Genomic DNA, 20958 nt, shown 5'->3' on the forward strand with positions numbered 1-20958 from the left:
ATGCAGAAGGACACTGCAGAGCGTTTCACCGTCACGATCCATGTGGCTGCTCCGGGAACGCCTCGCTGGGGCGAAAGGGATTCCGTGCCAGTACGGCTCGGGAACTCGTCCGTGGGGCACATGTTCCTGACGATCGATGATGGCAGCGGACGTGATCCGAAAAGCTACGGCTATACGCGTGCGCCCACGCCAACCAACCCGGACGCAGGTGAAGTTGATACCTATGACAATCTGGTCTACAGGAATCCGCGCTACGAGCGCACGATCGAGATCAGCAGGGAACAGTACGACAAGATCATGGAGTTCGCCGAAGCCCCGGAAAGGCATGGTTTCGACAAGAACAATTACAACCTGGTCACCAATGCCTGCACCGACTTCGCCTGGGGGGCGTTGAATCACGCGGGTCTGCGCCCGGTAGGGCTGGCCGGTGAGATCAGGAACTACGAAGGCTCGATCAAGGTGCTGGATAACATCCCCGCGATCAACGCTATCCCGCAGCAGGTCAAGGACAGCGAGCTGGACAAGGTGAAGTGGAATGACATGCCGACGCAGACCTTCGGTCAGTGGTGGATTTCGCAGAATGGCGAGCGGACGCAGGATGCCCATCCCTTGAGCGGAACGCCCGCCGATCCATCCCACGCCGATCACACTCGCCTCAACCAGATCCACCAGCAGGTGGCCGACCTTGGTACCTTCGGTGCGCAGAACGGCAACGTCAGCGCCAGCCTTCTCGCACTCTCCAAAGAGCAGCAGTTCGCCCGCGTGGATGACGTGCTGCTCGGCGAACGTCGTGGCGATTCGGCCCCCAATCTCTTCATCGTGCAAGGCGACCGCAACGACCCGGCGCACCAGCGCGCCAGCCTGCCGGCTGACGTTGCCGCGCAGACGCCGGTGGTGGCCTCCTTCGAGCGCATCGAGCAGCTGGCGCAGGCGCAGCCGCAGCGGGATGCCCAGCGGCAACAGGAAGAGCAGCAGCTGGCCCAGACGCACGCCCCCCGCATGGCGTAGGCGCCCGGTGCAGGATCGCGCGTCCGCCATGCATCCGCAGGCGGACGCCACGGGCCTCACCTGCTACCATTCCCCCGCTACCCAGCCAGCCCCACCCCGCGCAGACAGATGCAGGGCCGGGCCGTCGAAGAACGGCCCCGCGAGCCAGGACACCCTCCGTGCCCATTGAAGGACGCTCGCATGATCCGCAATTCCCTTTTCCGTTCGGCCGCACTGGCCGTGGCCGTGTCGCTGAGCCTTGGTGCCCCGACCGCCTTCGCCACTGACGCCGCCGCCGCCAGCAGCCCCGCCACCGCCGTGCAGCGCCAGGCCATCGCGCAGGGCCTGTACGAGCTGGCTTACAGCCCCAAGCAGAACGCCGTGTTCGTTGCCTCGTCCGGTGGCTTCGGTGACAACGCCGGCCCGGCCCAGGTGCTGCGCCTGAACCCCACTACGCTCGCCGTGGAAACCCGCATCCCGCTGGAGCGCAAGGCGTTCGGCGTGGTGCTGGATGACGCCCACAACCGCCTGTACGTGGGCAACACCGTGGACCTGTCGGTAACCGTGGTCGACACCGCACAGAACAAGGCCATCGTCACCGTGCAGCTGATGGAGAAGAAGACCGGCAAGGACGGCAAGGCCGCCTACACCCACGACCTGCGTGAGCTGGTGGTCGACAGCGCCGCCAACCGCCTGTACGTGACCGGCCACAGCAGCCAGCCCGATGTGAGCAGCGTGCTGTTCGTGATCGATACCACCACGCTGAAGGTGATCAACACCATTCCGGGCCTGGGTAATGCCAAGGCGCCGGGCCTGGCGCTGGATGCCGCCAACAAGCGCGTGTACACCAGCAATCTGCTGGCCGATCTGGTGGTGGTCGGCACCGACTCCAACAAGGTGGAAGCCCAGCACAGGATCGCCGCCGAGCAGCCGATGAACATCGCGCTGGACCCGGCCGGCAAGCGCCTGTTCGTGACCGACCAGGGCTCGGAAATGCTGCGTGGTTACCAGGCCAAGAGCAGCGGCCTGGTCAGCAAGCACCCGGGCCAGCGCGTGCTGGTGCTCGACCGCAGCAACGGCAAGGAACTGGCCAGCATCCCGACCGACGCCGGCCCGCTGGGCATCCTGCTGGATGCACCGCGCAAGCGCCTGTACGTGACGAACCGTGAAGCGGGTACGGTGGCCGCGTACAACAGCGACAGCTACCAGAAGGTGGCTACCTACGCCGTGCCGACGCATCCGAACAGCCTGGCGCTGGATGCGAAGAACAATGTGCTGTACGTGAGCATCAAGAACGGCGAGAAGGATGCCAAGGGCTCGGAAGAGAGCGTGGCGCGGATTCAGCTGTGATGCGATGACGCTGGGCCACGCCCGGCGTCCTGACGCGTGAAAAAGGCAGGGCGTTTGCCATGCCTTTTTCTTTGCCCGGTTGAAGTCCCCGCCGCCAACCCGCTAGGGTTGAGGCCCATGGCAGGGAGCCAAAGGATCTGAACATGCTGGGTATCCACCGCTGGCTGCACGTCGGCCTGTTGATCATCTTGAGCTCCGTGCTGGGCGCCTGTTCCAGCCGTGATCCTGTTCCACCCGAGCCGCTGGACCTCACGCAGCCGATCGCTGTGGATCAGCCGGGCCAAGAGGTGATTTTCGAGTTCGAGATGAACGGACGCAACTTCACTCCCAGCCGCATTCATGCGTTGGAACTCGAGATGCAACGCCAAAGACCGTACAGCGCGGATGCGCCGGACTTGGAGCGCTTGAACATTCCGTTCGAAGTGGTCCTGCAGCGCTGGACAGGCGGGGCTTGGAAGGATGTGCCTACCTACGACAATTACCAGGCACTAGCACTCAACGCAGGTCAGCCGCTTCCTGCGTGGCATACGTCGGACACTTGGCGCTATGCAATGTTGCGGTCAGGTAGCGGCGGGCAGTACATGCTGAGTGTCGTTGCCTTGCCCCTGCAGAACGACAACCGCTATCGAGTGCAGGTTCGCACCGTCAAAGTGACCCCGGAACTGGGCGAGTATTCGGCTCGTCTTCGCGTCCACGCTGCACGACCCGTTGGTAAGTAGGCTCTATTTACATCCCTTGGAAGGAACTGAAGGAACAATCTTATGGACAAGCCACGCTACACCGTAGATATCGTCATTGCGGCACCTGGGACCCCTCTGCTTGATCTTTCGACCGGTAAGCAGGAGGTCGTGGATGGTGTTCTGCAGACCTCCGCGCCGGGGCACATGTTCTACGTCCTGCACGCTACGGGTGTGCCTCCCCAGAGCTACGGCTTTGCACCTGTGGTGCATGGCGACATCAATGGGCCGGGCGACATCGTGAAGAAAGATGATCTGATCTATAAGGATCCGCGATACACCCGGACGCTCGAAATCAGCGAGGAGCAATACAAGAAGCTCGACACCTTCGGCAAAGATCCCGAGGGGTTTGGCTTCAGCAAGCACTACCAGGATGTCCGCAACAACTGCGTGGACTTCACCTGGGAAGCCTTGAACCACGCGGGCATCGAGCGGAAAAGAAGCATCGACGTGAATGCGCTGGGAGGTCCCGCCGGGCAGCTTTTCCCGGATGTCCGCATTCCTCTGGACATCAATGGCGGGGGCAAGGACGGTTATCGTCCGCTGCGTAACATCCACGGCGTCGACAGCATCGATCCGCCGTTCCCCAACAGTGATCTCAATCGTACGAAAACCAACCCGATGCCCGATCGTACGTGGAAGCATCGCCTGCTGAGCGACAACGACGACATCGGCGAGCGCAGCGGCGAGCGGGTGGCCAACGACGCACGCGTGCCTGGCGACGCATTGCATCCGCTCGACCAGCGGGTGCGGGCGGCGCTGGGGGAAGCGGCCGAGCGCCAAGGGCTGCCGGCGGGACAGCAGCCCGAGCTCTTGGCGGGCCACCTGACGCGATTGGCGGTGCAGGGGGGCTACACCGAACGCGATACCTTGCAGGTGGCCTTCAGCAGTGGCGGCGCTGTGGATTCGCCGGGCTATGTTTTTCTGCAGCGCACTGGCGACACCGCTTCACCGGACCCTGCAGCGAACCGCCAGCGCTTGTCGCTGGTCGATGCCCAGCAGGGCACGGTTGAAGAGGTGTACCAACAAGCCAGCGTGCAGCATCAGGGGCGTGAGTCCAGCCGCATTGCGCATGAGGATCAGCTGCAGCAACAGACGCAGCAGTCCCAGCCGCGAATGGGCTGATATCGGCCCATGCCACAAAGGCGTCGATCGCATCGACGCCTGCCGGTGTTCACCCCATCCGATGCGCAGGGTTCTGCTGCTGATCCTGCGCCTGTGCATCCAGCGTCTGCTGCTCGGCCTGCACCGGCTGCTGCCCACCCAGTCCCAGCTTCTGCAGTGACTCCTCGGCCGGCGTCTGCGCGGCCACGGCGGTCGGCAGCATCGCCCGCAGGTGCGCCGGGTTGGCCGGGTCGCCCTGCACCACGAAGATGTTGTGCCCGGCCGGGTGGTTGGCCGTGGCGTTGCTCACTACCACGTGGTCGGCGCGTTCCAGGCCCTGTTCGCGGGCTTTGACGGCCAGGCTGGCGGCCACGTTCTCGCTGGTGGCGTCGAACGCGCGGCCGTGCTTCTCGTCCAGTGCGGCCACGTTCTGGCGGATCTGCTGGTGGAGGGAATCGTCAGGGGTCATTGGGGGCTCCATGTGGCCGCTACCGTGTGGCCGGATGCTGCCAGTGTAAAACGGTCACGGGCTGCGCCGGTAACCGCTTTGTTGCTAGCCTGTGGCCCGGCGACGCAGGGGATGGCGTCCGGTGCAATGGCAGCGGGGGAGAGCGTGGTGCACGGGGAGACAATCCGGATACGGGGACAGGCGGCCGCGCGGTTGCTGCTGGGCGTGGGGGTGTGGGCCTGCGCAGGTGCTGCGGTGGCTGACACGCCGGTAGCAGCGGACGATCCCGCCTGCCCATCGCAGGACTTCACGCGTTTCCTGCAACGCTTTGCCGACCCGGCCGATGACCGGGTGCGCCTGCGCTATACCTCCGACCCGCTGGAGTACGAGGTGCCGATGCACACCGTGCGCGACGACCACCAGGGGCTGGCACCCACGCACGTCGTGCTGGAACAGGGCGGCGCGCGATTGAAACGTTTCAGCTACCGCTACCTCGCTGCGTTCGATATGTTCGTGCCTTCGCCGGTCAGCCGTGACCCGGTCGCGCTGGAGCGCATGCGCGCAGGTACCTACAACGCGCCCACACGCATCGAAGCGATCGACGACAACGGGCAGCGCGTGACCTTCGGCAGCGACGACGAGCGCGATACCTACACCTTCGCGCGCCGCTACGGCTGCTGGATGCTGACGCGCGCCAGCAACCTGCGTGACTGAGCGGGCGCTGCGGCGCTGATGATCATTTGTCCGCCGGGCGGTGGTCGTAACTGATCACCCGCTCGGCCTGCCATTGACCGTCCACCCGGCGCCAGACCTGGATGAAACGGGCCTGCCCGGTCCAGCGTTCAACGCCATCGGTGCCACGCTCATGGAAGCGGTGGTCGCCGATTTCCAGTGCGCGATCATCCTGCAGCGGGAAGACCTGCAGCGAGCTCTCCACCAGCTCGCGCCGCAGGTGCCAGCCGCCCTTGCGCGCGCTGTCGCACAGGTTGGCCACGCTGCGGCGGAAGTCCTCGCGGCTGTTGGCGGACTTGCCATCCTTGTCATGGAAGAACTCCATGTCTTCGGTGGTCATCGCGGCGGCCCTGTCGGCATCGCAGGCATCGAAGGCCACGGCGAACAGCTGCGTATCGGCCGCGCGGATCTGCTCGCGCAGGGTGTCGCTGGCGGGGGCGGTGCCGGCGAGTGCGGCGGCGAGCAGGGGCAGGGCGAGCAGCATGGCGAGGCTCCGTTGAGGACCGGCGCAGACTGGCACGTGGGCCGTCTCACCGTAAGCGGTCGCTGACGAAACCCGGGGAGGGCCCGACCAATGCCGTACTGGCGGGTGCGAACCGATGCAACCCGGTGCCCGTGTACGCGATGTCATGGCCTGCGCCGATTCCATCACAGGGGGCTCCGTTGCCAGTGCCTAGGCTGGATTCCTCATTCTCCCCGGGAGCTCCCATGCCTACCTCCTCCATCCGCCTGCACATTGAAGACACCGGCGGCACCGGCCGTCCGGTGATCCTGATTCACGGCTGGCCGCTGTCAGCCGAATCCTGGAAGGCACAGGTGCCATTGCTGCGCGATGCCGGCTACCGCGTGATCAGCTACGACCGCCGCGGCTTCGGTCGCTCGGAAAAGCCCGCCGATGGTTACGAGTACGACACGTTGGCCGCTGACCTGGCCGGCCTGATCGATGAGCGCGACCTGCGCGATGTCACCCTGGTCGGCTTCTCGATGGGCGGTGGCGAGGTGGCGCGCTACGTCGCCAACCATGGTGAGGATCGCCTGCACAGCGTGGTGTTCGCTTCGGCCGTGCCGCCGTACCTGCTGAAGGGCGCTGACAACCCGGACGGGCCGCTGACCCAGGAAAAGGCCGATGAGATGCGCCAGGGGCTGGAGAAAGACCGGGAAGCGTTCTTCGACGGCTTCACCCGTGACTTCTTCAGTGCCGACGGCAAGCTGATGGTCACCGAGGACGAGCGCCAGGCCGCCATTGCACTCGCCCATCAGTCCGACCAGAACGCCGCGCTGGGTTGCATGAAAGCGTTTGCCACCACCGACTTCCGTGCGGACCTGAAGAAGGTGACGGTACCGACGCTGGTGCTGCACGGCGACAGCGATGCCACGGTGCCGTTCGAAGGTTCGGGCAAACGCACGCACGCGGCCATCGCCGGCAGCGAGGTGGTGGTGCTGAAGCATGCGCCGCATGGCTGCAACACCAGCCACGCCGATGATTTCAATCTGGCGCTGCTGGAATTCCTGAAGAAGTAACACCGACTACGGCATCATCCGCACATGCCTACTGCCCGCACGCCGCCCTGGAAGAAGCCCAACCCGAAGGGCCAGAAGACGCAGCCGCTGACGGAGGCGCAGAAGGCGGCGGCGCGGCAGCGTGCGGAAGAGAATGGGCGGCGCTACCCGAACCTGGTGGATAACATGTGGGCGGCGAAGCTGCCGCGCGGTTGAAGCCTTACTGGCTGCCGCGCCCCGCCCACGGCTGCCAACCCCATTCCCGCCATGGCGCGACGGTGCGGGCATGCATTGTCAGTGCAGCGCCGGACGATGCGCTGCAGGCGCGCAGGGCATCGCGCAGCACGGCTGCATCCACCGGCTGCGCCGTGGCCACCTGCAACAGTGTGCCTCGGCGACGCACCTGCACCGGCAGCACGCCATGTACCTCGACCGGGTTGCCGGTTCTGGTCCTGCGATAACGCATGGTGATGGGACGGACAGTCTGCAGCAGTACCGGCGTGCAGGTGTCCAGCAGGCGCAGCTGCTGCTCTGCCGGCGCGCGGACCTCGATGACGGTGGAGGGATAGCCCACGAAGCTCTCCACCATCACCTGGAAGCGCGGGCCGTCGGGCGTCAGGTAGACGGCCAGGCTTATCGTGCCGATGAAAACCATTGCTGCCAGCCAGATCCAGCTCCGCGGCACCTTGGGCGGTAGGGTGATGCTGTTCAGGCCGGGGCTGCGGCGCCGCAGGCGGCGATAACGCCGCTGTGCAGCGGGGCTGGGCAGCAGGCTGTCATCAGGCAGGGCAATCACCCGTGGCGGTAGACGGGCCAGCCGTCGATTGATCACCCGCGCGCCCAGCATCGCAACCGCCCCGCCCAGCAGTGCCGGCAGCACGGTACGCACGAACAGATACAACCCCAGCATCGCCAACACTCCTGCATTGAACGCACATGATCGCGCATCACCGGCGATGGTGTCGCATCTGCCAGCCGACAGCATCGATTGGCTTGGCTAGCATGCGCGTCACTTGCTGGGGATACACCGATGACCGCCTTTACTGCCCGCCTCGGGCGCTTCTTCGGCGCTGGCCTGATGCTGTTGCTGCTGCAGGTGGTGGCGCTGCTGTCGGTTGGCTTGGCCGCAGGGTACTTCCATCACCGTGTGGACCTGTTGCTGGAGCCACTGTCGCTGGCCTGTGGTGGTATTGATCCGGCCGCGCGCCTGCACGTGGCCGAGCATCTGCTGGCGCGTGCCAGCGCGCTGGATGACTGGCAGCCGCTGTTGTGGTTGCCGATGGCAACGCTGCTGCTCGCCGTGCTGGGTACGCTCCTGGTCTGTGTGCACTGGCTGCGGCATGTGGACGCGCCGCTGCGCCGCAGTGCGTGGGGCCTGCTCGCCCTGCACGCGGCGGCGCTGCTGCTGGCCAGCGCGATGCTGCGACTGTATGAGCATGTGTGGGAAGGCATCACCACGGCACTGCCTGCTGCATGCATGACCGATCTGGCACCGGACGGGCAGGCGCTGCCGTCCTCGATGCGGCGATGGTTGCTGCAGCTGTTCGCCAGGGCCGAGCTGATGCCGCCGCACGCACCTGACGCGCTGGCCATCATCCTGTGTGGGCTGTTGCTGGCCGCGATGGTGGTTGGTGTGTGGCTGTGGCGCACCACCTCGCAGCTGACCCGGTTCTGACTCTCGCGCGGGCCGCTGACTGGCACCGACCGACGCTTCTGCGGCACTCTATGCGGATGAATACGGAAACCTCATCCAAGCACACCAGCAAGTTCCTCAGTCTGGTGCTGCGCCATGAACCCGAGAAGATCGGGTTGATCCTGGACGGCCAGGGCTGGGCCAACGTCGACGAGCTCCTGCAGAAGCTGGCTGCACATGGGCGGACGCTCGATCATGCCGGACTGCAGCACATCGTGGCGACCTGCAACAAGCAACGCTTTGCACTGAGCGATGATGGTCAGCGCATCCGCGCGAACCAAGGGCATTCGGTCACGGTCGATCTTGGACTGGTGCCGGTCGAGCCGCCACAGTGGCTGTACCACGGCACGGTGTCGCGCTTCGTCGGCTCGATCCGCGAGCAGGGCCTGCGTGCAGGCGAGCGCCATCACGTGCATCTGTCACTGGACCGGGAGACGGCCCATCAGGTCGGCGCCCGCCGCGGTGCACCGGTCATTCTCAGCGTGCACGCCGGGCGCATGCATGCTGAAGGGCATGTCTTCTACCGCTCCGCCAACGGCGTGTGGTTGACCGACCACGTGCCGCCGAAGTACATCGCCGACTGACTCGGCCCGACGCCGCGACGCCTGCCCACACTCGGCTGCAAGCCTCAATCGCGTTACAGTCGTTGCATCCCATCTCATGGATGTACAGATGCGTCTGCTCCTGCGTGCGTTGCCGTTGCTGTTGTTGTCACTCACCGTCCATGCTGCCGAAGTCGATCGGCGCATTGCGGTGACCATTGACGATCTGCCCTGGGCGCGCCTGGATGAGATCGTGCCGGCCGATCTGCAGGCGCGTCATGCTGCCTTGATGGCACAGCTGCGCCAGGCTGAGGTGCCAGTGATCGGCTTCGTCAACGAAAACAAGCTGGAAGTGGATGGCCAGGTGCAGCCGGCGCGCGTGCAGATGCTGCGCGACTGGCTGGATGCCGGCTACGAGCTGGGCAACCACACCTGGTCGCACATGGACCTCAACGCCAAGGGCGTGCCGGCATTCCAGCAGGATTTCCTGCGCGGCGAGCAGGTACTGCGGCCGCTGCTGGCCGAACGCGGGCAGACGCCACAGTGGATGCGTCATCCGTATCTGCGCGCCGGCCGCACGCCCGAAGATCGCGCGGCGATGGACGTGTTCTTCAAGGAGCACGGCTACCGCGTTGCGCCGGTGACGGTCGACAACGGTGAGTGGGTGTGGGCCTTCGCCTATGCCAACGTGATGAACGAGCAGCCCGATTCACCGCAGCGCGAGGCGACGCTGGCGAGCCTGCGCAAGGGCTATGTGCCGTACATGCTGAACAAGGTGGATTACTACGAGAAGCAGTCGCAGGCGCTGCTGGGGTATGCGCTGCCGCAGGTGTGGCTGATGCATGCCAACGAACTCAATGCAGCGACCTTCGCCGAGCTGGTGGCGGCCACCAAGCGTCGCGGCTATCGCTTCGTGTCACTGCAGGAGGCGGTGCGCGACCCCGCCTATGCGCGCGGTGCGGAGGGCTACAGCGGTCGCTATGGACCGAGCTGGCTGCACCGCTGGGCGATGGCCGAGAACAAGCCCAAGGAATTCTATGCTGGCGAGCCGGAAGTGCCGAAGTGGGTGATGAAGCTGGCCAAGGTGGATGGCGAGTGAGGTTCAGCGCTTGACGGCCAGCACGCCGTCCAGCGCCAGCTCGGCCTTGAAGCCTGCCTTTTCCAGGCGCTTGGCCACTTCGCGCGGCACGTCACGGCCGCTGGTCAGTTTGTTCGGCGCGCCGGTGTAGTGGAACAGGCGCCCCCCCTTGCGGATGACGCGGGCGAGGTGGTCGTAGAACACCTGCGAGTACAGTTCGCCGGCGATGCCGAAGCGCGGCGGGTCATGCAGGATCGCATCGACGCTGTTGCTGGCCACCTGTTCGATCTGCTGCGATACGTCGCCGTGGCTGAAGTGCAGGCGACCGCCAGCGGCGGCTGAATCCGGATCGGGCGACCACGGATTGAGCGTGCGCAGCCACATCACGTCGGCGTTCTTTTCGAACGAACGGATTTGGCCGACACCCGCCTCCAATGCGCAGGCGGCGAAGTAGCCCAGGCCGCCGCAGGTATCGAGGATGATCTTGCCGGCCGGGGCGACCAGCTCGACCTTGCGGCGCGCGTCCTCGAACGGCGACAGCTTGGAGGTCGGCAGCATCTTGATGCCGTCGATCTCGAAAGTCGGTGCGCCCCATTCGGTCGGCACCAGTTTGATCAGCGAGCCGCTGAAGCGGGAGATGGAGGAGAAATCCTCGCCATCCCAGTAGTACAGGGTGCGGTCCTTCAGCTTGCCCGGCCACGGGTAGTGCTGGTCACGGAAGGTGAAACCCTCGGCGTCCAGTTGTACAGCCGCTTCACTGCGCCCCAGGTCGAGCGAGCCCTGCCATTCGGTGGCGCCCTTGTCGTGGGCACGGCGCAGGGTTTCAGCACTGTCGCGGGTCAGCAGGGGGCCGGTGTAATGGGGCACGTTGGGTACAGGGGTGGTTCGGGGGAGGGCATGGTACCGCAGGCGCTGTGCAGCCGAGCCGAGCCGGGCATGGGCGCGGCGCTACCGCAGGTCGGTGCAGCTGAATCCGTGGAGGGTTCCTTCTCCTGAGATCCTGCCGACGCCTCGTGAGGGCTGCATGCCCTGCAACGCGCACGAACGGCGATGGGCATCCTGGGTGGCGGCTGGCTGCCGGTCGAAGTCGTAGCGCATGCTGCCGTCTTCCTGCAGCAACCAATGCACGGTTACACGCTCGGCGCGTTGCCCTTCGATTTCCCAGTCAAAGGTGCGCATCACCACGACCTTGCCGTCATCGGTCTCACGCACCTCGTCATAGGCACCCTGGGTCTTTGCGGTGCCAGCGGCCAGCAGGAGAAGAAAGAGCATCGGTATTCCTCCTCGAAACCGGCAGCGTGTGCCAGCGGCATCGCTGACGCCATGGGAAGAATTGCAATCTGGCCGCTACTGGCATTTCACCGCATACACCGGCCCCGCCCCGATCAGCAGCAGGGCCATGTAGTCGCTGTCGCGTGCCCGGGCCTTCAACGTGGCGCCATCCTCAACGTGGAAGATGCCGAAGCCGCCGGCCATGCGGATCAGCGCGCTGTCGATCTGGTCGGCGTCGTCGCGGAAGTACTGCTGGATGTCGCTGCGGCTGGCCTTGTACAGCGCGTTGGGTTCGCGTTGCCATTGACCGTCGCGCTCGAAGGACACGAAGTACTGGCTTCCTTCTTTTTCGATACGGAACTCGGCGGACTTGCGCGGGCTGGTGGCGAAGCAGCCGAGCATCGGGTCGGAAGAGAACGGCAGCTGGGTGTCGCCGGAACAGGCCACCAGCAGCAGGAGGGCACCGGGCAGCAGCAGGCGGAGCGCGCGCATGGGATGTCCCGACGGGGCAGGTGCGGCCAGTGTAGGCAGCACGCGGTGGCGCCCGGTACAGATTTTCGGCAAGAACCGCGCCGCGCCGGGGTCACGCGCTGTGGTGGATCTCCATGGTGACGTGCACCAGTTCTTCATGGATCGCCAGCGCCTGGCGCACGGTGTCCGGGTCGAGGGTGGCGTCACTGGTTACCACGCTGGCGGCGACGGCGTACTTGCCGCGCCCCACCTGCCACACGTGCAGGTCGGCCAGGCGTGCGGGCCACGGGCCCTGCTCGATCACCTCGCGCACCTCGGCTACCACTGGCGCATCCATCTGTGCGTCGAGCAGGATGCGGCCGCTGTCGCGCAGCAGACCGATCGCCCACACGGTGACCAGCACCGCGCCGACCAGGCCCATCACCGGGTCCAGCCAGGTCAGGCCGAGCAGCTTGCCGCCGAGCAGGGCGACGATGGCCAGCACCGAGGTGGCGGCGTCGGCCAGCACGTGCACGTAGGCCGAACGCAGGTTGAGATCGTGCCCGCGCGAATGGTTGTGATCGTGGTCATGCCCATGATGATCGCCATGATCATGATCATGTCCGTGGCCATGATGGTGATGCGCATGACCAGGACTGTCGTGCAGCCACCACGCGCACAGCAGGTTCACGCCCAGGCCTACCGCGGCGATGGCGATGGCTTCGTTGTAATGGATGGGCGCGGGCACCCACAGTCGTTGCAGCGATTGCACGGCCATCAGCGCGGCAACACCAAGCAGGGCGATCGCGCTGGTGTAGCCGGCCAGGATCTCGATCTTCCAGGTGCCGAAGGCAAAGCGCGGATCGTGTGCATAGCGCCGTGCACAGCGGTAGGCGAACACCGAAAGGCCCAGCGCCAGTGCGTGCGAGCTCATGTGCCAGCCGTCGGCGAGCACGGCCATGGAATTGAACCACCAGCCTCCCACGATCTCGACCAGCATCATGCTGAGGGTGAGCCACATCGCGCGACGGGTATTGCGTTCGGCCAGCGGGTTGCCGTCGTCGAAGCGGTGTTCGTGGCGGCGGGCGGCGGCGAGGACGTCCAGGTGCATGGCGGCAGTGTTGGATGGATACCCCCGTAGGGTATATGATCCGCTCATGGCGCATGTACACAGGAATCGAAAGCAGCTGCTGACCCGGGTCCGTCGCATCGGCGGCCAGGTGGCGGCGTTGGAGCAGGCGTTGAGCACGCCAGAAAGCGAGGCAGGCGACTGCGCCGACGTGCTGGTGCAGGTGGCGGCCGTGCGTGGCGCTGCCCACAGCCTGTTGATGGAACTGCTGCACGAGCACCTGCAGGAACACGTGGTGGGCGCGGAAGACCCGGCCCAGCGGGCGGCCGAAGCCGAGGTGCTGGTGGAGCTGTTGCGGCGTTACGGCAAATAGCCAGGTAGTGCCGGCCGCTGGCCGGCAACTGCAGACGACTTCCGCAGGTCATGAGGTTGCCGGCCAACGGCCGGCACCACCCCTGCGGCGTTGGCGGTGCCGGTGCCGCGCGTTCCAGATGTGGGTGGCGGCCAGCAGCAGGCTGCCGGTGACCGTCAGCGGGGTCTCCCACGCGTGCGAGGGCAGCGCCAGCGCGCCGGCCATCAGCAGGGCCAGGCCGATACCGGCGCTCAGCCACGCCAGCGCAGGCAGGGGATGGCGGCGTTCGGCCCGCCACAGGGCGAAGCCGGTCAGCGGCAGCGCGATGGCCACGAAGACCAGGTGCACCCATTCCGCTTCCGCCCAGACGCCGAACAGCGGCAGCGCGGCCGCCAGCAGGGGCAGTGCCAGGCAATGCAGCAGGCACAGGCTGGACAGGGCGACGGCACCGGCATCAAGCAGGGCGGCGGAGGGCGACTTCATGCGGGGAGGTTCCTTGCGCGACAATTGTTATACAGTAACATTTCAATCCCGCAGCCAACCCGCTCCGACATGAACACTGTTTCCCGCGCCGACCGTCGCCTTCCGGTCACCGTGCTCTCCGGCTTCCTTGGGGCCGGCAAGACCACCCTGCTCAACCAGATCCTGCGCAACCGCGATGGCCTGCGGGTGGCGGTGATCGTCAACGACATGAGCGAGGTCAACATCGATGCACAGCTGGTACGCGATGGCGGCGCGGAGCTGCGTCGCACCGAAGAGACGCTGGTGGAGTTCAGCAACGGCTGCATCTGCTGCACGCTGCGCGATGATCTGCTGCAGGAGGTCCGGCGCCTGGCTGACAGCGGCCGCTACGACTACCTGCTGATCGAATCGACCGGGATCGGCGAGCCGATGCCGGTAGCGGCCACCTTCGCGGTACGCGATGAGCACGGTTTCAGCCTGAGCGATATCGCGCGGCTGGACACGATGGTGACGGTGGTGGATGGCAGCGCCTTCCTGGCCGATTTCGGGTCGACGCTGCGCTTGGCCGAGCGTGGCCAGCAGGCAGGGCCGGACGACGACCGCGGCGTGGTCGACCTGCTGTGCGAGCAGGTGGAGTTCGCCGACGTGATCGTGGTCAGCAAGGTGGACCAGGTGGAGGAGGAGCTGCTGCAGGACACGCTGGCGGTGCTGCGCGGCTTGAACCGTGACGCGAAGCTGCTGCTGTCCCGCTTCGGCGACGTGCCGCTTGCCGAGCTGCTGGATACCGGCCGCTTCGATTTCGAGCGTGCGCAGCAGGCCCCGGGATGGGTGAAGGAGCTGCGCGGCGAACACACGCCGGAAACCGAGGAATACGGCATTGCCAGCTTCGTCTACCGCTCGCGACGGCCGTTCCACCCGGCCCGCTTCGCGCGCACGTTGCAGCACGGCATGCCCGGGGTGATCCGCAGCAAGGGCTGGTTCTGGCTGGCCAACCGCATGGATTGGGTGGGTGAGTTGAACAGTGTGGGCGCGGCCACGCGCACGCAGGCGGCGGGCTTCTGGTATGCGGCGCGCGAGCGTGTGCGCGCTGGGCAGGAGGACACCACGCCGCTGCTGCCACCGACGCCACTGCCCTACAGCGATCTGGGCTGGGCCCGGCAGCAGGCCGACTGCTGGAGCGCGCCGTTGCCCGATGCACAGGAATTCCCGGACGCGGCCGCGCACGCGGCGATGGCACGCCTGTGGCACCCGCTGTGGGGTGACCGCCGGCAGGAACTGGTGGTGATCGGCGTACACATGGATGAGCGCGTGGTGCGGAATGCGCTGGACGCATGCCTGCTCAACGACGACGAGCTGCAGGCCGGGCCCCTGCTGTGGCAGCAGATGCCGCAGACGTTCCCAGTGTGGAAACGTTGATGCGTGGATGAATGCTCGGCTGGCAGTAGATCCACGCCATGCGTGGATGCCAGCCGGCAGGAGCCGAGCATGGGCTCGGCTCTACAGCTCATCGCTTCCGATGGACGTGGACGCATTGCCAGCCAGTAGATCCACGCCATGCGTGGATGCCAGCCGGCAGGAGCCGAGCATGGGCTCGGCTCTACAACGCATCGCTTCCGATGGACGTGGACGCATTGCCAGCCAGTAGATCCACGCCATGCGTGGATGCCAGCCGGCAGGAGCCGAGCATGGGCTCGGCTCTACAGTTCATCGCGCCACTGCCAACCTGCATCACTCACCTGCAGCACCTGCGTTGGCCGCAGGGCCTGCAGCAGGTGCGCGTCATGGCTGACCATCAGCAACGCCCCCGGCCATGCCGCCAGCAGATCTTCCAGCGCCTGCAGCGCGGCCAGGTCCAGCGCATTGCCCGGCTCGTCCAGCAACAACAGCTGCGGGGCAGGATCGGCATACAGCACGCTGGCCAGCGCACCTTTCACCCGCTCGCCATCGCTGAGGCTGCTGGCCGGGCGCTGGATGCGCTGCGCATCCAGGCCCAGCAACGCCAACCGTGTGCGCAGCTCAGCCGGATCGGCCGTGGGATGGGCGGCCTGCACCGCGTCGAGAATGCTCTCTTCGCTGCGCAGATTCAGCAGCTGCTGGTCGAGCAGGGCCAAGGGCGCGTGCCGTTGCACCTGCCCGCTGTCTGCGGCCAGCTCACCGGCCAGCACGCGCAACAGCGTCGACTTGCCGCTGCCGTTGTCGCCGACCACGGCAATGCGCTGGCCACGACGGATCTCCAGCTGCAGTGGCGCACGACAGCCGCGCGGCAGCACCAGCTCATGCGCCTGCAGCAAACGGGCTTGGCCACGCTCGCCTTCGCCACTGAACAACGCCAGTTCCGGCGCCACGTGCACCGCTGCTGCGGCGGCGCGTACCTGCGCAGCGCTGGCCTGCAGGCGATCGCTCTGGATCTGCTGCGCGCGCCCGTGGCTGGCTTCGGCGCGCTGCTTCTGCCGACCGAGCAGGATCGGTGCCTGGTTGGCCTCGCGCGCCTCGCGGGTGCCGCGTGCCTGGCGCTGCTGCTGGCGCTCGTGCTGCTCGCGCGCGCTGCGTTGCTGCTGCCGGTGCTGGGCGCGGACGTGGTCAAGCTGGGCGGCGGCGGCCTCGCGTTCGGCGGCACGCGTGTCGGCATAGTGCTGCCATGGCCCGCCATAACGATGCAGGCCGTGCGCATCCAGTTCGACGATCTGCGTCATCTGCGAGAGCAGGGCGCGGTCATGGCTGATCGCCAGCAGTCCGCCCTGCCATCGCTGCAGCTGTGCATACAGTTGGCGGCGGTGATGGGCATCGAGGTGATTGCTGGGCTCGTCGAGGATCAGCCAGTCCGCGCCGCTGGCCCACGCGCCAGACAGGGCGACCTGCATCGCCTGGCCACCACTGAGCCGCGCGGCGGGTTGCGCGGGATCAAGGTCGGCCGGCAGCTGCATTGCCTGCCACTGCTGCTGCAGGCGTTCGCGCAGGTTCCAGCGGTCGCCGATGCAGGTGAAGTCGCCTGCATCGACGCTGCCCGCTTCGATGCGCGCCAGCGCCGCCAGTTCGGCGCCCACGCCGGCCAGTTCGCCCACCGTGCCACGTGGCGGATAGCCGGGTGTGGGCAACAGGAATACCTGGCCACTGCGGTGCACCTGGCCCTCGTCGGGCGACAGCTGGCCAGCGAGCAGGCGCGCGAGCACGCTCTTGCCCACGCCGTTGGCGCCGACCAGGCCGGTGGCCACCGGTTCGAAGGAAAAGGACAGATTGGAAAACAGCGGTCGGCCATCGGCCAACCGATACGACACGCGATCAAGCGTGAGGGAATGCGAAGTCATGCGACCTCCATGGATGCCTGGTTCTCCCCTGCGCGCAGGGGCGGGAAGAGTCGGGCCGTCTAGTGCGAAGACGGCGGCATCACTGGCGCATTGGTCGCGAGCCTCTTGCAGGAATGAGTGCGCAGTATAGCGCCGTGAGCCGAATGGTCGCGGCCACTGCGCTGCGTTACGGCACCGAATCCAGCCGTGCGCCGACGAATTCGATGAACACCCGCAGCTTCGGCAGCACATGTCGGCCCGACGGCCACAACAGGTGGAACGTGCCGCAGGAATGCACGTGCTCATCCAGCACGGTGACCAGCCGGCCGTCAGCGAGTGCATCGCGCACCGAATGCACCGGCACGAAGGCCAGGCCACCGTCGCGCAGTGCCAGTGCCACCCGTGCCTCGATGGTGTTGGCGACCAGGTGCACCGGCAGTTCCTGCGCCGTTTCTCCCTCGGGCCAAAGGATCGGCCACGGTTCGAGTTTGCCGCTGCTGGGGAAGCGGTAATGCAGCAGGCGGTGCTGCAGCAGGTCGCCCGGCGTGCGTGGAACGCCATGCCGTTGCAGGTACGTCGGCGATGCAACCACACGGCGGGGGAACACACCAAGGCGGCGCGCGGTGAGGCGTGAGTCGCTGGGCTCGCCAACGCGCAGCACGGCGTCGAAGCCTTCCTCGATGACGTCGACCAGTCGATCGGAGAAATCCAGCTCCAGGCGGATGTCGGGATAGGCGGCCATGAACTCGGCCATCAGCGGCAGGGTGAGGTCGCCCACCAGCGGCAGGCTGATGCGCAGGGTGCCGCTGGGCGTCGCGTGCTGCTGGGCCAGTTCGGTGCGTGCGGCGTCGCGCTCGTCGAGGATGCGCCGGCAACGCGCCAGGAACAGCTGGCCCTCGGCAGTGAGGGTGATGCTGCGCGTGCTGCGATGGAACAGTCGCACGCCGAGTGCGTGTTCCAGCCGGGCCACGCACTTGCCGGCGGCCGAGGCGGAGATGCCTTGCACGCGACCGGTGTCGACGAAGCTGCGGGTGTCCGCGGCGTGGACGAAGGTCTGCAGGTTGGCCAGGTTGTCGAGGACGGACATGGGGAAGGTTGCTGCGAAAGAGGGCAGGGTAGGCGGCGGTCGGCGTGCTTGGTGACGCAGCCGGTGCAACAGTGCGGTGCGGGTGTCTGGCGGGCCGATGTGGCCCAATGGTTCCGGGCATCATGCCGATTAAGGACCGTGTGGTCCATGATGCGCGGAGCCCCACCCCGCTTTTTGTCGGCGCCGGGGCTGCCTACCGTGGCGGCCTCTCCCCACGGATCACCCCAATGACCCTCGCCCTTCCTGTTGAAACTGCACCGGCACTGCCCGCGGTGAGCGCGCTGCTGCAGGCCGTGCACCCGCAGCGTCTGGTCGGTGCGGTGGTGCTGGTGCGCGAGCACGGCGTGCTTCGCCATGCCAGCGCCAGTGGCCTGGCCGATCGTGAATCGAATACACCGATGCGCCGCGACCAGATGTTCCGACTGGCTTCTGTGAGCAAACCGCTGCTGACCGCGGTGATCCTGCGCCTGGTGGCCGAGGGCGTGCTCGACCTGGACGCGCCGGTGCAGCGCTGGTTGCCGGCGTTCCGCCCGGCACTGGCCGACGGCAGCCGGCCACCGATCAGCCTGCGCCAGCTGCTCAGCCACAGCAGTGGGCTGGGCTACCGCTTCCTGGAAGCCGATGCCGAGGGACCTTATGCGCAGGCGGGCGTGAGCGATGGCATGGACGCGAACGCGGTGACGCTGCAGCAGAACGTGCAGCGCATCGCGCAGGCGCCGCTGCTGTTCGCGCCGGGCAGCCAGTGGCTGTACTCGCTGGGCGTGGACGTGGCTGGCGCGGTGGCTGAAGCAGCGACAGGCGAGACGTTGCAGGCGTTGTTCGACCGGCTGCTGGTGCAGCCGCTGGGCCTGCGCGATACCGCGTTTGCCACCAGCGACGGTGGCCGCCTGGCGACGCCGTATGTCAGTGACCTGCCGCAGCCGCATCGCTTGCAGGAGGGCGAGGTGGTGCCTGCCTTCGAGGGCTCGGTAGGTATCGAATACAGCCTGGCACGTGCGACCGATCCGCACCGATATCCGTCGGCCGGCGCGGGGCTGGTGGGTACCGCGGACGAGGTGATGACCGTGCTGGAGGCACTGCGCGATTCGCGTGTCTCACAGTTGCTGCCCGACAGTTTGATGGCACAGATGGGAATGCCTCAGTTGGGCGAGCTGGGACCAGTCGATCCACCCGGTTGGGGCTTCGGCCTGGGCTTTGCCGTGCTGCGTGATGCCGCAGCCAGCGGCACACCACAGACCGTGGGCACATGGCGCTGGGGCGGTGCTTACGGCCACAGCTGGTTCGTTGATCCAGCGCGCGGCCTGAGCGTGGTCGCGCTGACCAACACGCTGTACGAAGGCATGCATGGCGCGTTCGTGGATGAATTGCGCGATGCGGTGTACGCCGATCTGGAGACGGCGCGATGAGCGGCCACGCGATCGATGCCGGGGCACCGGCCGGTGAGGCAACGCGATTGCCGTGGCGTGGTCTGCTGGCCTTGGCCGGTGGTGGCTTCATCACCCTGTTGACCGAAACGCTGCCGGCCGGCGTGCTGCGGCCGATGGGCGAGAGTCTCGGCGTCAGCGACGCGGCGGCAGGGCAGCTGGTCAGTGTGTATGCACTGGGCTCGCTGCTGGCTGCGCTGCCGATGACCGCGCTGACCCAGCGCCTACCGCGTCGTCCGCTGCTGCTGGCGGCGATTGCCGGCTTCATGGTGGTCAACACCGTGACCGCGCTCAGCCACGACTACGTGCTGACCCTGGTGGCGCGCTTCCTGGCCGGCGTGGGCGCGGGCCTGCTGTGGTCGCTGGTGGCCGGCTACGCCGCGCGCATGGTGGTGCCGGAACTGCAGGGCAGGGCGATCGCGGTGGCGATGATCGGCTCGCCGCTGGCGTTGTCGCTGGGGGTGCCGGCCGGCACGTTGCTGGGCCAGCAGATCGGCTGGCGCTGGGCGTTCGCGTTGATGAGCGTGCTGGCGGTGCTGCTGCTCGGCTACGCGCGATGGGCGCTGCCCGCATTGCCGGCGGCCGGCGCGGGCCGGCGCATGTCGCTGGGTTTGGTCTGGCGCATGCCCGGCATCCGCAGCACGCTGCTGGTGATGGTGCTGTACGTGCTGGCGCACAACGTGCTGTACACCTACATCGAGCCGTTGGCGGTGCAGGCGGGTGCGGGTGCGTGGCTGGACCGGCTGCTGCTGGCGTTCGGCATCGCCGCGATCGTGGGTATCGCCATTGCCGGCTGGGGCGTGGACCGCCATCTGCGTGCGCTGGTATGGGCCAGCGTGATCGGCTTCGTGATGGCAGTGGTTTCGCTGCTGCTGTGGCCGGGCGTACCGGCCGTGCTGCTGCTGGTGACGATCCTGTGGGGCGTCGCGTTCGGTGCCGTGCCAACCCTGTTCCAGACCGCACTGGCCCGCCGTGCCGGCGCCGCTGCCGACCTCGCGCAATCGATGCTGGTAACCGGTTGGAACCTGGCCATCGCCGCCGGCGGTGTGGGCGGCGGCCTGATGCTGCAGGCCAGCGGCGCCCAGCACCTGGCGTGGTTGCCGTTGCTGCTGCTGGCGGTGTGTGCAGCATGGCTGTGGGCCCGGCCGAAGGCCTGGGCATAGGCGTCGATCAACGGTGACGGGGTTGCCGGCCAGCGGCCGGCACCACAGAGAGCAGAACGTGCGAGCGCCGCGACCCGCTGTTGTTTTTCTCTTCTCTCTTACGTGGTGGAACGCCGCAGAGATCTGTCCCGGGTCGGGCGGGGTGGGTACGCGGGGGTGTCCGCGGCATGGATGCCGCGGCCAAGCCTCCATGGACGGATTCACGGCGTCCCCCGCGTATCCAC

Annotated in this window: 24 protein-coding genes; 14 read left to right on the plus strand and 10 right to left on the minus strand. The window is 66.8% G+C overall.

Translation table 11 applies throughout. The features are described 5' to 3' along the window. The 4 genes from ACFX4F_RS05570 (at position 1) to ACFX4F_RS05585 (ending at position 4199) form a co-directional block, all read left to right on the plus strand. Positions 1-1008 carry an XVIPCD domain-containing protein gene (locus ACFX4F_RS05570; RefSeq protein ID WP_099821392.1) on the plus strand — a complete coding sequence of 336 codons (1008 nt, stop codon included), beginning with the start codon at positions 1-3 and terminating at the stop codon, positions 1006-1008. A gap of 180 nt (positions 1009-1188) precedes the next feature. Beyond that, on the plus strand, positions 1189-2337 hold the full coding sequence (locus ACFX4F_RS05575; protein ID WP_099821393.1) for a YncE family protein: 1149 nt from the start codon (positions 1189-1191) through the stop codon (positions 2335-2337). Positions 2338-2480: 143 nt separating this feature from the next. Next, the gene (locus ACFX4F_RS05580; protein ID WP_380653058.1) at positions 2481-3056 is read left to right on the plus strand and encodes a hypothetical protein; all 576 of its coding nucleotides are present in this window, start codon (positions 2481-2483) and stop codon (positions 3054-3056) included. A 42-nt stretch (positions 3057-3098) separates the two neighbouring features. Beyond that, positions 3099-4199, plus strand: a complete 1101-nt coding sequence (locus ACFX4F_RS05585; protein ID WP_099821395.1) for a hypothetical protein — start codon at positions 3099-3101, stop codon at positions 4197-4199. Positions 4200-4248: 49 nt separating this feature from the next. Here ACFX4F_RS05585 and ACFX4F_RS05590 read toward each other — a convergent pair whose 3' ends face one another. Beyond that, positions 4249-4647 carry an XVIPCD domain-containing protein gene (locus tag ACFX4F_RS05590; protein WP_243380336.1) on the minus strand — a complete coding sequence of 133 codons (399 nt, stop codon included), beginning with the start codon at positions 4645-4647 and terminating at the stop codon, positions 4249-4251. A 234-nt stretch (positions 4648-4881) separates the two neighbouring features. On the opposite strand from ACFX4F_RS05590, the gene ACFX4F_RS05595 reads away from it, so the two are divergent. Then, entirely contained in the window at positions 4882-5340 is a 459-nt protein-coding gene (locus tag ACFX4F_RS05595; RefSeq protein WP_380653063.1) for a hypothetical protein, read from the plus strand. 22 nt (positions 5341-5362) lie between these two features. Here the strand turns inward: ACFX4F_RS05595 and ACFX4F_RS05600 are convergent, their stop codons facing one another. Continuing rightward, positions 5363-5842 carry a DUF4440 domain-containing protein gene (locus ACFX4F_RS05600; RefSeq protein ID WP_099821399.1) on the minus strand — a complete coding sequence of 160 codons (480 nt, stop codon included), beginning with the start codon at positions 5840-5842 and terminating at the stop codon, positions 5363-5365. Positions 5843-6066: 224 nt separating this feature from the next. Between ACFX4F_RS05600 and ACFX4F_RS05605 the strand changes: the two genes are divergently transcribed. Both ACFX4F_RS05605 and ACFX4F_RS05610 read left to right on the plus strand, forming a co-directional pair. Beyond that, a complete protein-coding gene (locus ACFX4F_RS05605) occupies positions 6067-6879 on the plus strand; it encodes an alpha/beta fold hydrolase (protein ID WP_380653067.1) in 813 nt (270 codons plus the stop codon). 24 nt (positions 6880-6903) lie between these two features. Beyond that, on the plus strand, positions 6904-7074 hold the full coding sequence (locus ACFX4F_RS05610) for a hypothetical protein (protein ID WP_099782623.1): 171 nt from the start codon (positions 6904-6906) through the stop codon (positions 7072-7074). Between the two features lie 4 nt (positions 7075-7078). On the opposite strand, the gene ACFX4F_RS05615 is transcribed toward ACFX4F_RS05610, so the two are convergent. Then, entirely contained in the window at positions 7079-7768 is a 690-nt protein-coding gene (locus tag ACFX4F_RS05615; RefSeq protein WP_380653070.1) for a hypothetical protein, read from the minus strand. 120 nt (positions 7769-7888) lie between these two features. Between ACFX4F_RS05615 and ACFX4F_RS05620 the strand changes: the two genes are divergently transcribed. The 3 genes from ACFX4F_RS05620 to ACFX4F_RS05630 all read left to right on the plus strand — a co-directional run bounded on the left by ACFX4F_RS05620 (position 7889) and on the right by ACFX4F_RS05630 (position 10192). Beyond that, positions 7889-8533 (plus strand): hypothetical protein, encoded by a 645-nt coding sequence (locus ACFX4F_RS05620; protein WP_380653073.1) that lies wholly within the window; start codon positions 7889-7891, stop codon positions 8531-8533. A gap of 56 nt (positions 8534-8589) precedes the next feature. Then, positions 8590-9135 carry an RNA 2'-phosphotransferase gene (locus ACFX4F_RS05625; protein WP_380653076.1) on the plus strand — a complete coding sequence of 182 codons (546 nt, stop codon included), beginning with the start codon at positions 8590-8592 and terminating at the stop codon, positions 9133-9135. A gap of 88 nt (positions 9136-9223) precedes the next feature. Next, positions 9224-10192 (plus strand): polysaccharide deacetylase family protein, encoded by a 969-nt coding sequence (locus tag ACFX4F_RS05630; protein WP_380653079.1) that lies wholly within the window; start codon positions 9224-9226, stop codon positions 10190-10192. A gap of 3 nt (positions 10193-10195) precedes the next feature. Here ACFX4F_RS05630 and ACFX4F_RS05635 read toward each other — a convergent pair whose 3' ends face one another. The 4 genes from ACFX4F_RS05635 to dmeF form a co-directional block, all read right to left on the minus strand. Further along, positions 10196-11038 (minus strand): class I SAM-dependent methyltransferase, encoded by an 843-nt coding sequence (locus ACFX4F_RS05635; RefSeq protein ID WP_380653082.1) that lies wholly within the window; start codon positions 11036-11038, stop codon positions 10196-10198. Positions 11039-11119: 81 nt separating this feature from the next. Then, positions 11120-11443, minus strand: a complete 324-nt coding sequence (locus tag ACFX4F_RS05640; RefSeq protein WP_380653085.1) for a hypothetical protein — start codon at positions 11441-11443, stop codon at positions 11120-11122. 75 nt (positions 11444-11518) lie between these two features. Next, positions 11519-11935, minus strand: a complete 417-nt coding sequence (locus ACFX4F_RS05645) for a hypothetical protein (RefSeq protein WP_380653088.1) — start codon at positions 11933-11935, stop codon at positions 11519-11521. 91 nt (positions 11936-12026) lie between these two features. After that, entirely contained in the window at positions 12027-13004 is a 978-nt protein-coding gene (gene dmeF / locus ACFX4F_RS05650) for a CDF family Co(II)/Ni(II) efflux transporter DmeF (protein WP_380653091.1), read from the minus strand. A 46-nt stretch (positions 13005-13050) separates the two neighbouring features. On the opposite strand from dmeF, the gene ACFX4F_RS05655 reads away from it, so the two are divergent. Further along, the gene (locus ACFX4F_RS05655; protein WP_380653094.1) at positions 13051-13335 is read left to right on the plus strand and encodes a metal-sensing transcriptional repressor; all 285 of its coding nucleotides are present in this window, start codon (positions 13051-13053) and stop codon (positions 13333-13335) included. Positions 13336-13383: 48 nt separating this feature from the next. Here ACFX4F_RS05655 and ACFX4F_RS05660 read toward each other — a convergent pair whose 3' ends face one another. Then, positions 13384-13797, minus strand: coding sequence for a MerC domain-containing protein (locus tag ACFX4F_RS05660; RefSeq protein WP_380653097.1), 414 nt, complete (start codon positions 13795-13797; stop codon positions 13384-13386). Positions 13798-13866: 69 nt separating this feature from the next. On the opposite strand from ACFX4F_RS05660, the gene ACFX4F_RS05665 reads away from it, so the two are divergent. After that, a complete protein-coding gene (locus tag ACFX4F_RS05665) occupies positions 13867-15192 on the plus strand; it encodes a GTP-binding protein (protein WP_380653100.1) in 1326 nt (441 codons plus the stop codon). Between the two features lie 281 nt (positions 15193-15473). On the opposite strand, the gene ACFX4F_RS05670 is transcribed toward ACFX4F_RS05665, so the two are convergent. Together ACFX4F_RS05670 and ACFX4F_RS05675 are read right to left on the minus strand one after the other, a co-directional pair. Then, positions 15474-17081, minus strand: a complete 1608-nt coding sequence (locus tag ACFX4F_RS05670; protein ID WP_380653103.1) for an ATP-binding cassette domain-containing protein — start codon at positions 17079-17081, stop codon at positions 15474-15476. A gap of 166 nt (positions 17082-17247) precedes the next feature. Beyond that, positions 17248-18147, minus strand: coding sequence for a LysR family transcriptional regulator (locus tag ACFX4F_RS05675; protein ID WP_380653106.1), 900 nt, complete (start codon positions 18145-18147; stop codon positions 17248-17250). Positions 18148-18374: 227 nt separating this feature from the next. Here ACFX4F_RS05675 and ACFX4F_RS05680 point away from each other — a divergent pair, with 227 nt between their 5' ends. After that, positions 18375-19553, plus strand: a complete 1179-nt coding sequence (locus ACFX4F_RS05680; protein WP_380653109.1) for a serine hydrolase domain-containing protein — start codon at positions 18375-18377, stop codon at positions 19551-19553. Further along, positions 19550-20734 (plus strand): MFS transporter, encoded by a 1185-nt coding sequence (locus tag ACFX4F_RS05685; RefSeq protein WP_380653112.1) that lies wholly within the window; start codon positions 19550-19552, stop codon positions 20732-20734. The genes ACFX4F_RS05680 and ACFX4F_RS05685 overlap by 4 nt, the downstream gene beginning before the upstream one ends. Positions 20735-20958: the final 224 nt, after the last annotated feature.

Origin of the sequence: Stenotrophomonas sp. YIM B13575 (assembly GCF_042787595.1) — a bacterium.
In the GTDB taxonomy this organism is placed as follows: domain Bacteria; phylum Pseudomonadota; class Gammaproteobacteria; order Xanthomonadales; family Xanthomonadaceae; genus Stenotrophomonas; species Stenotrophomonas lactitubi_B.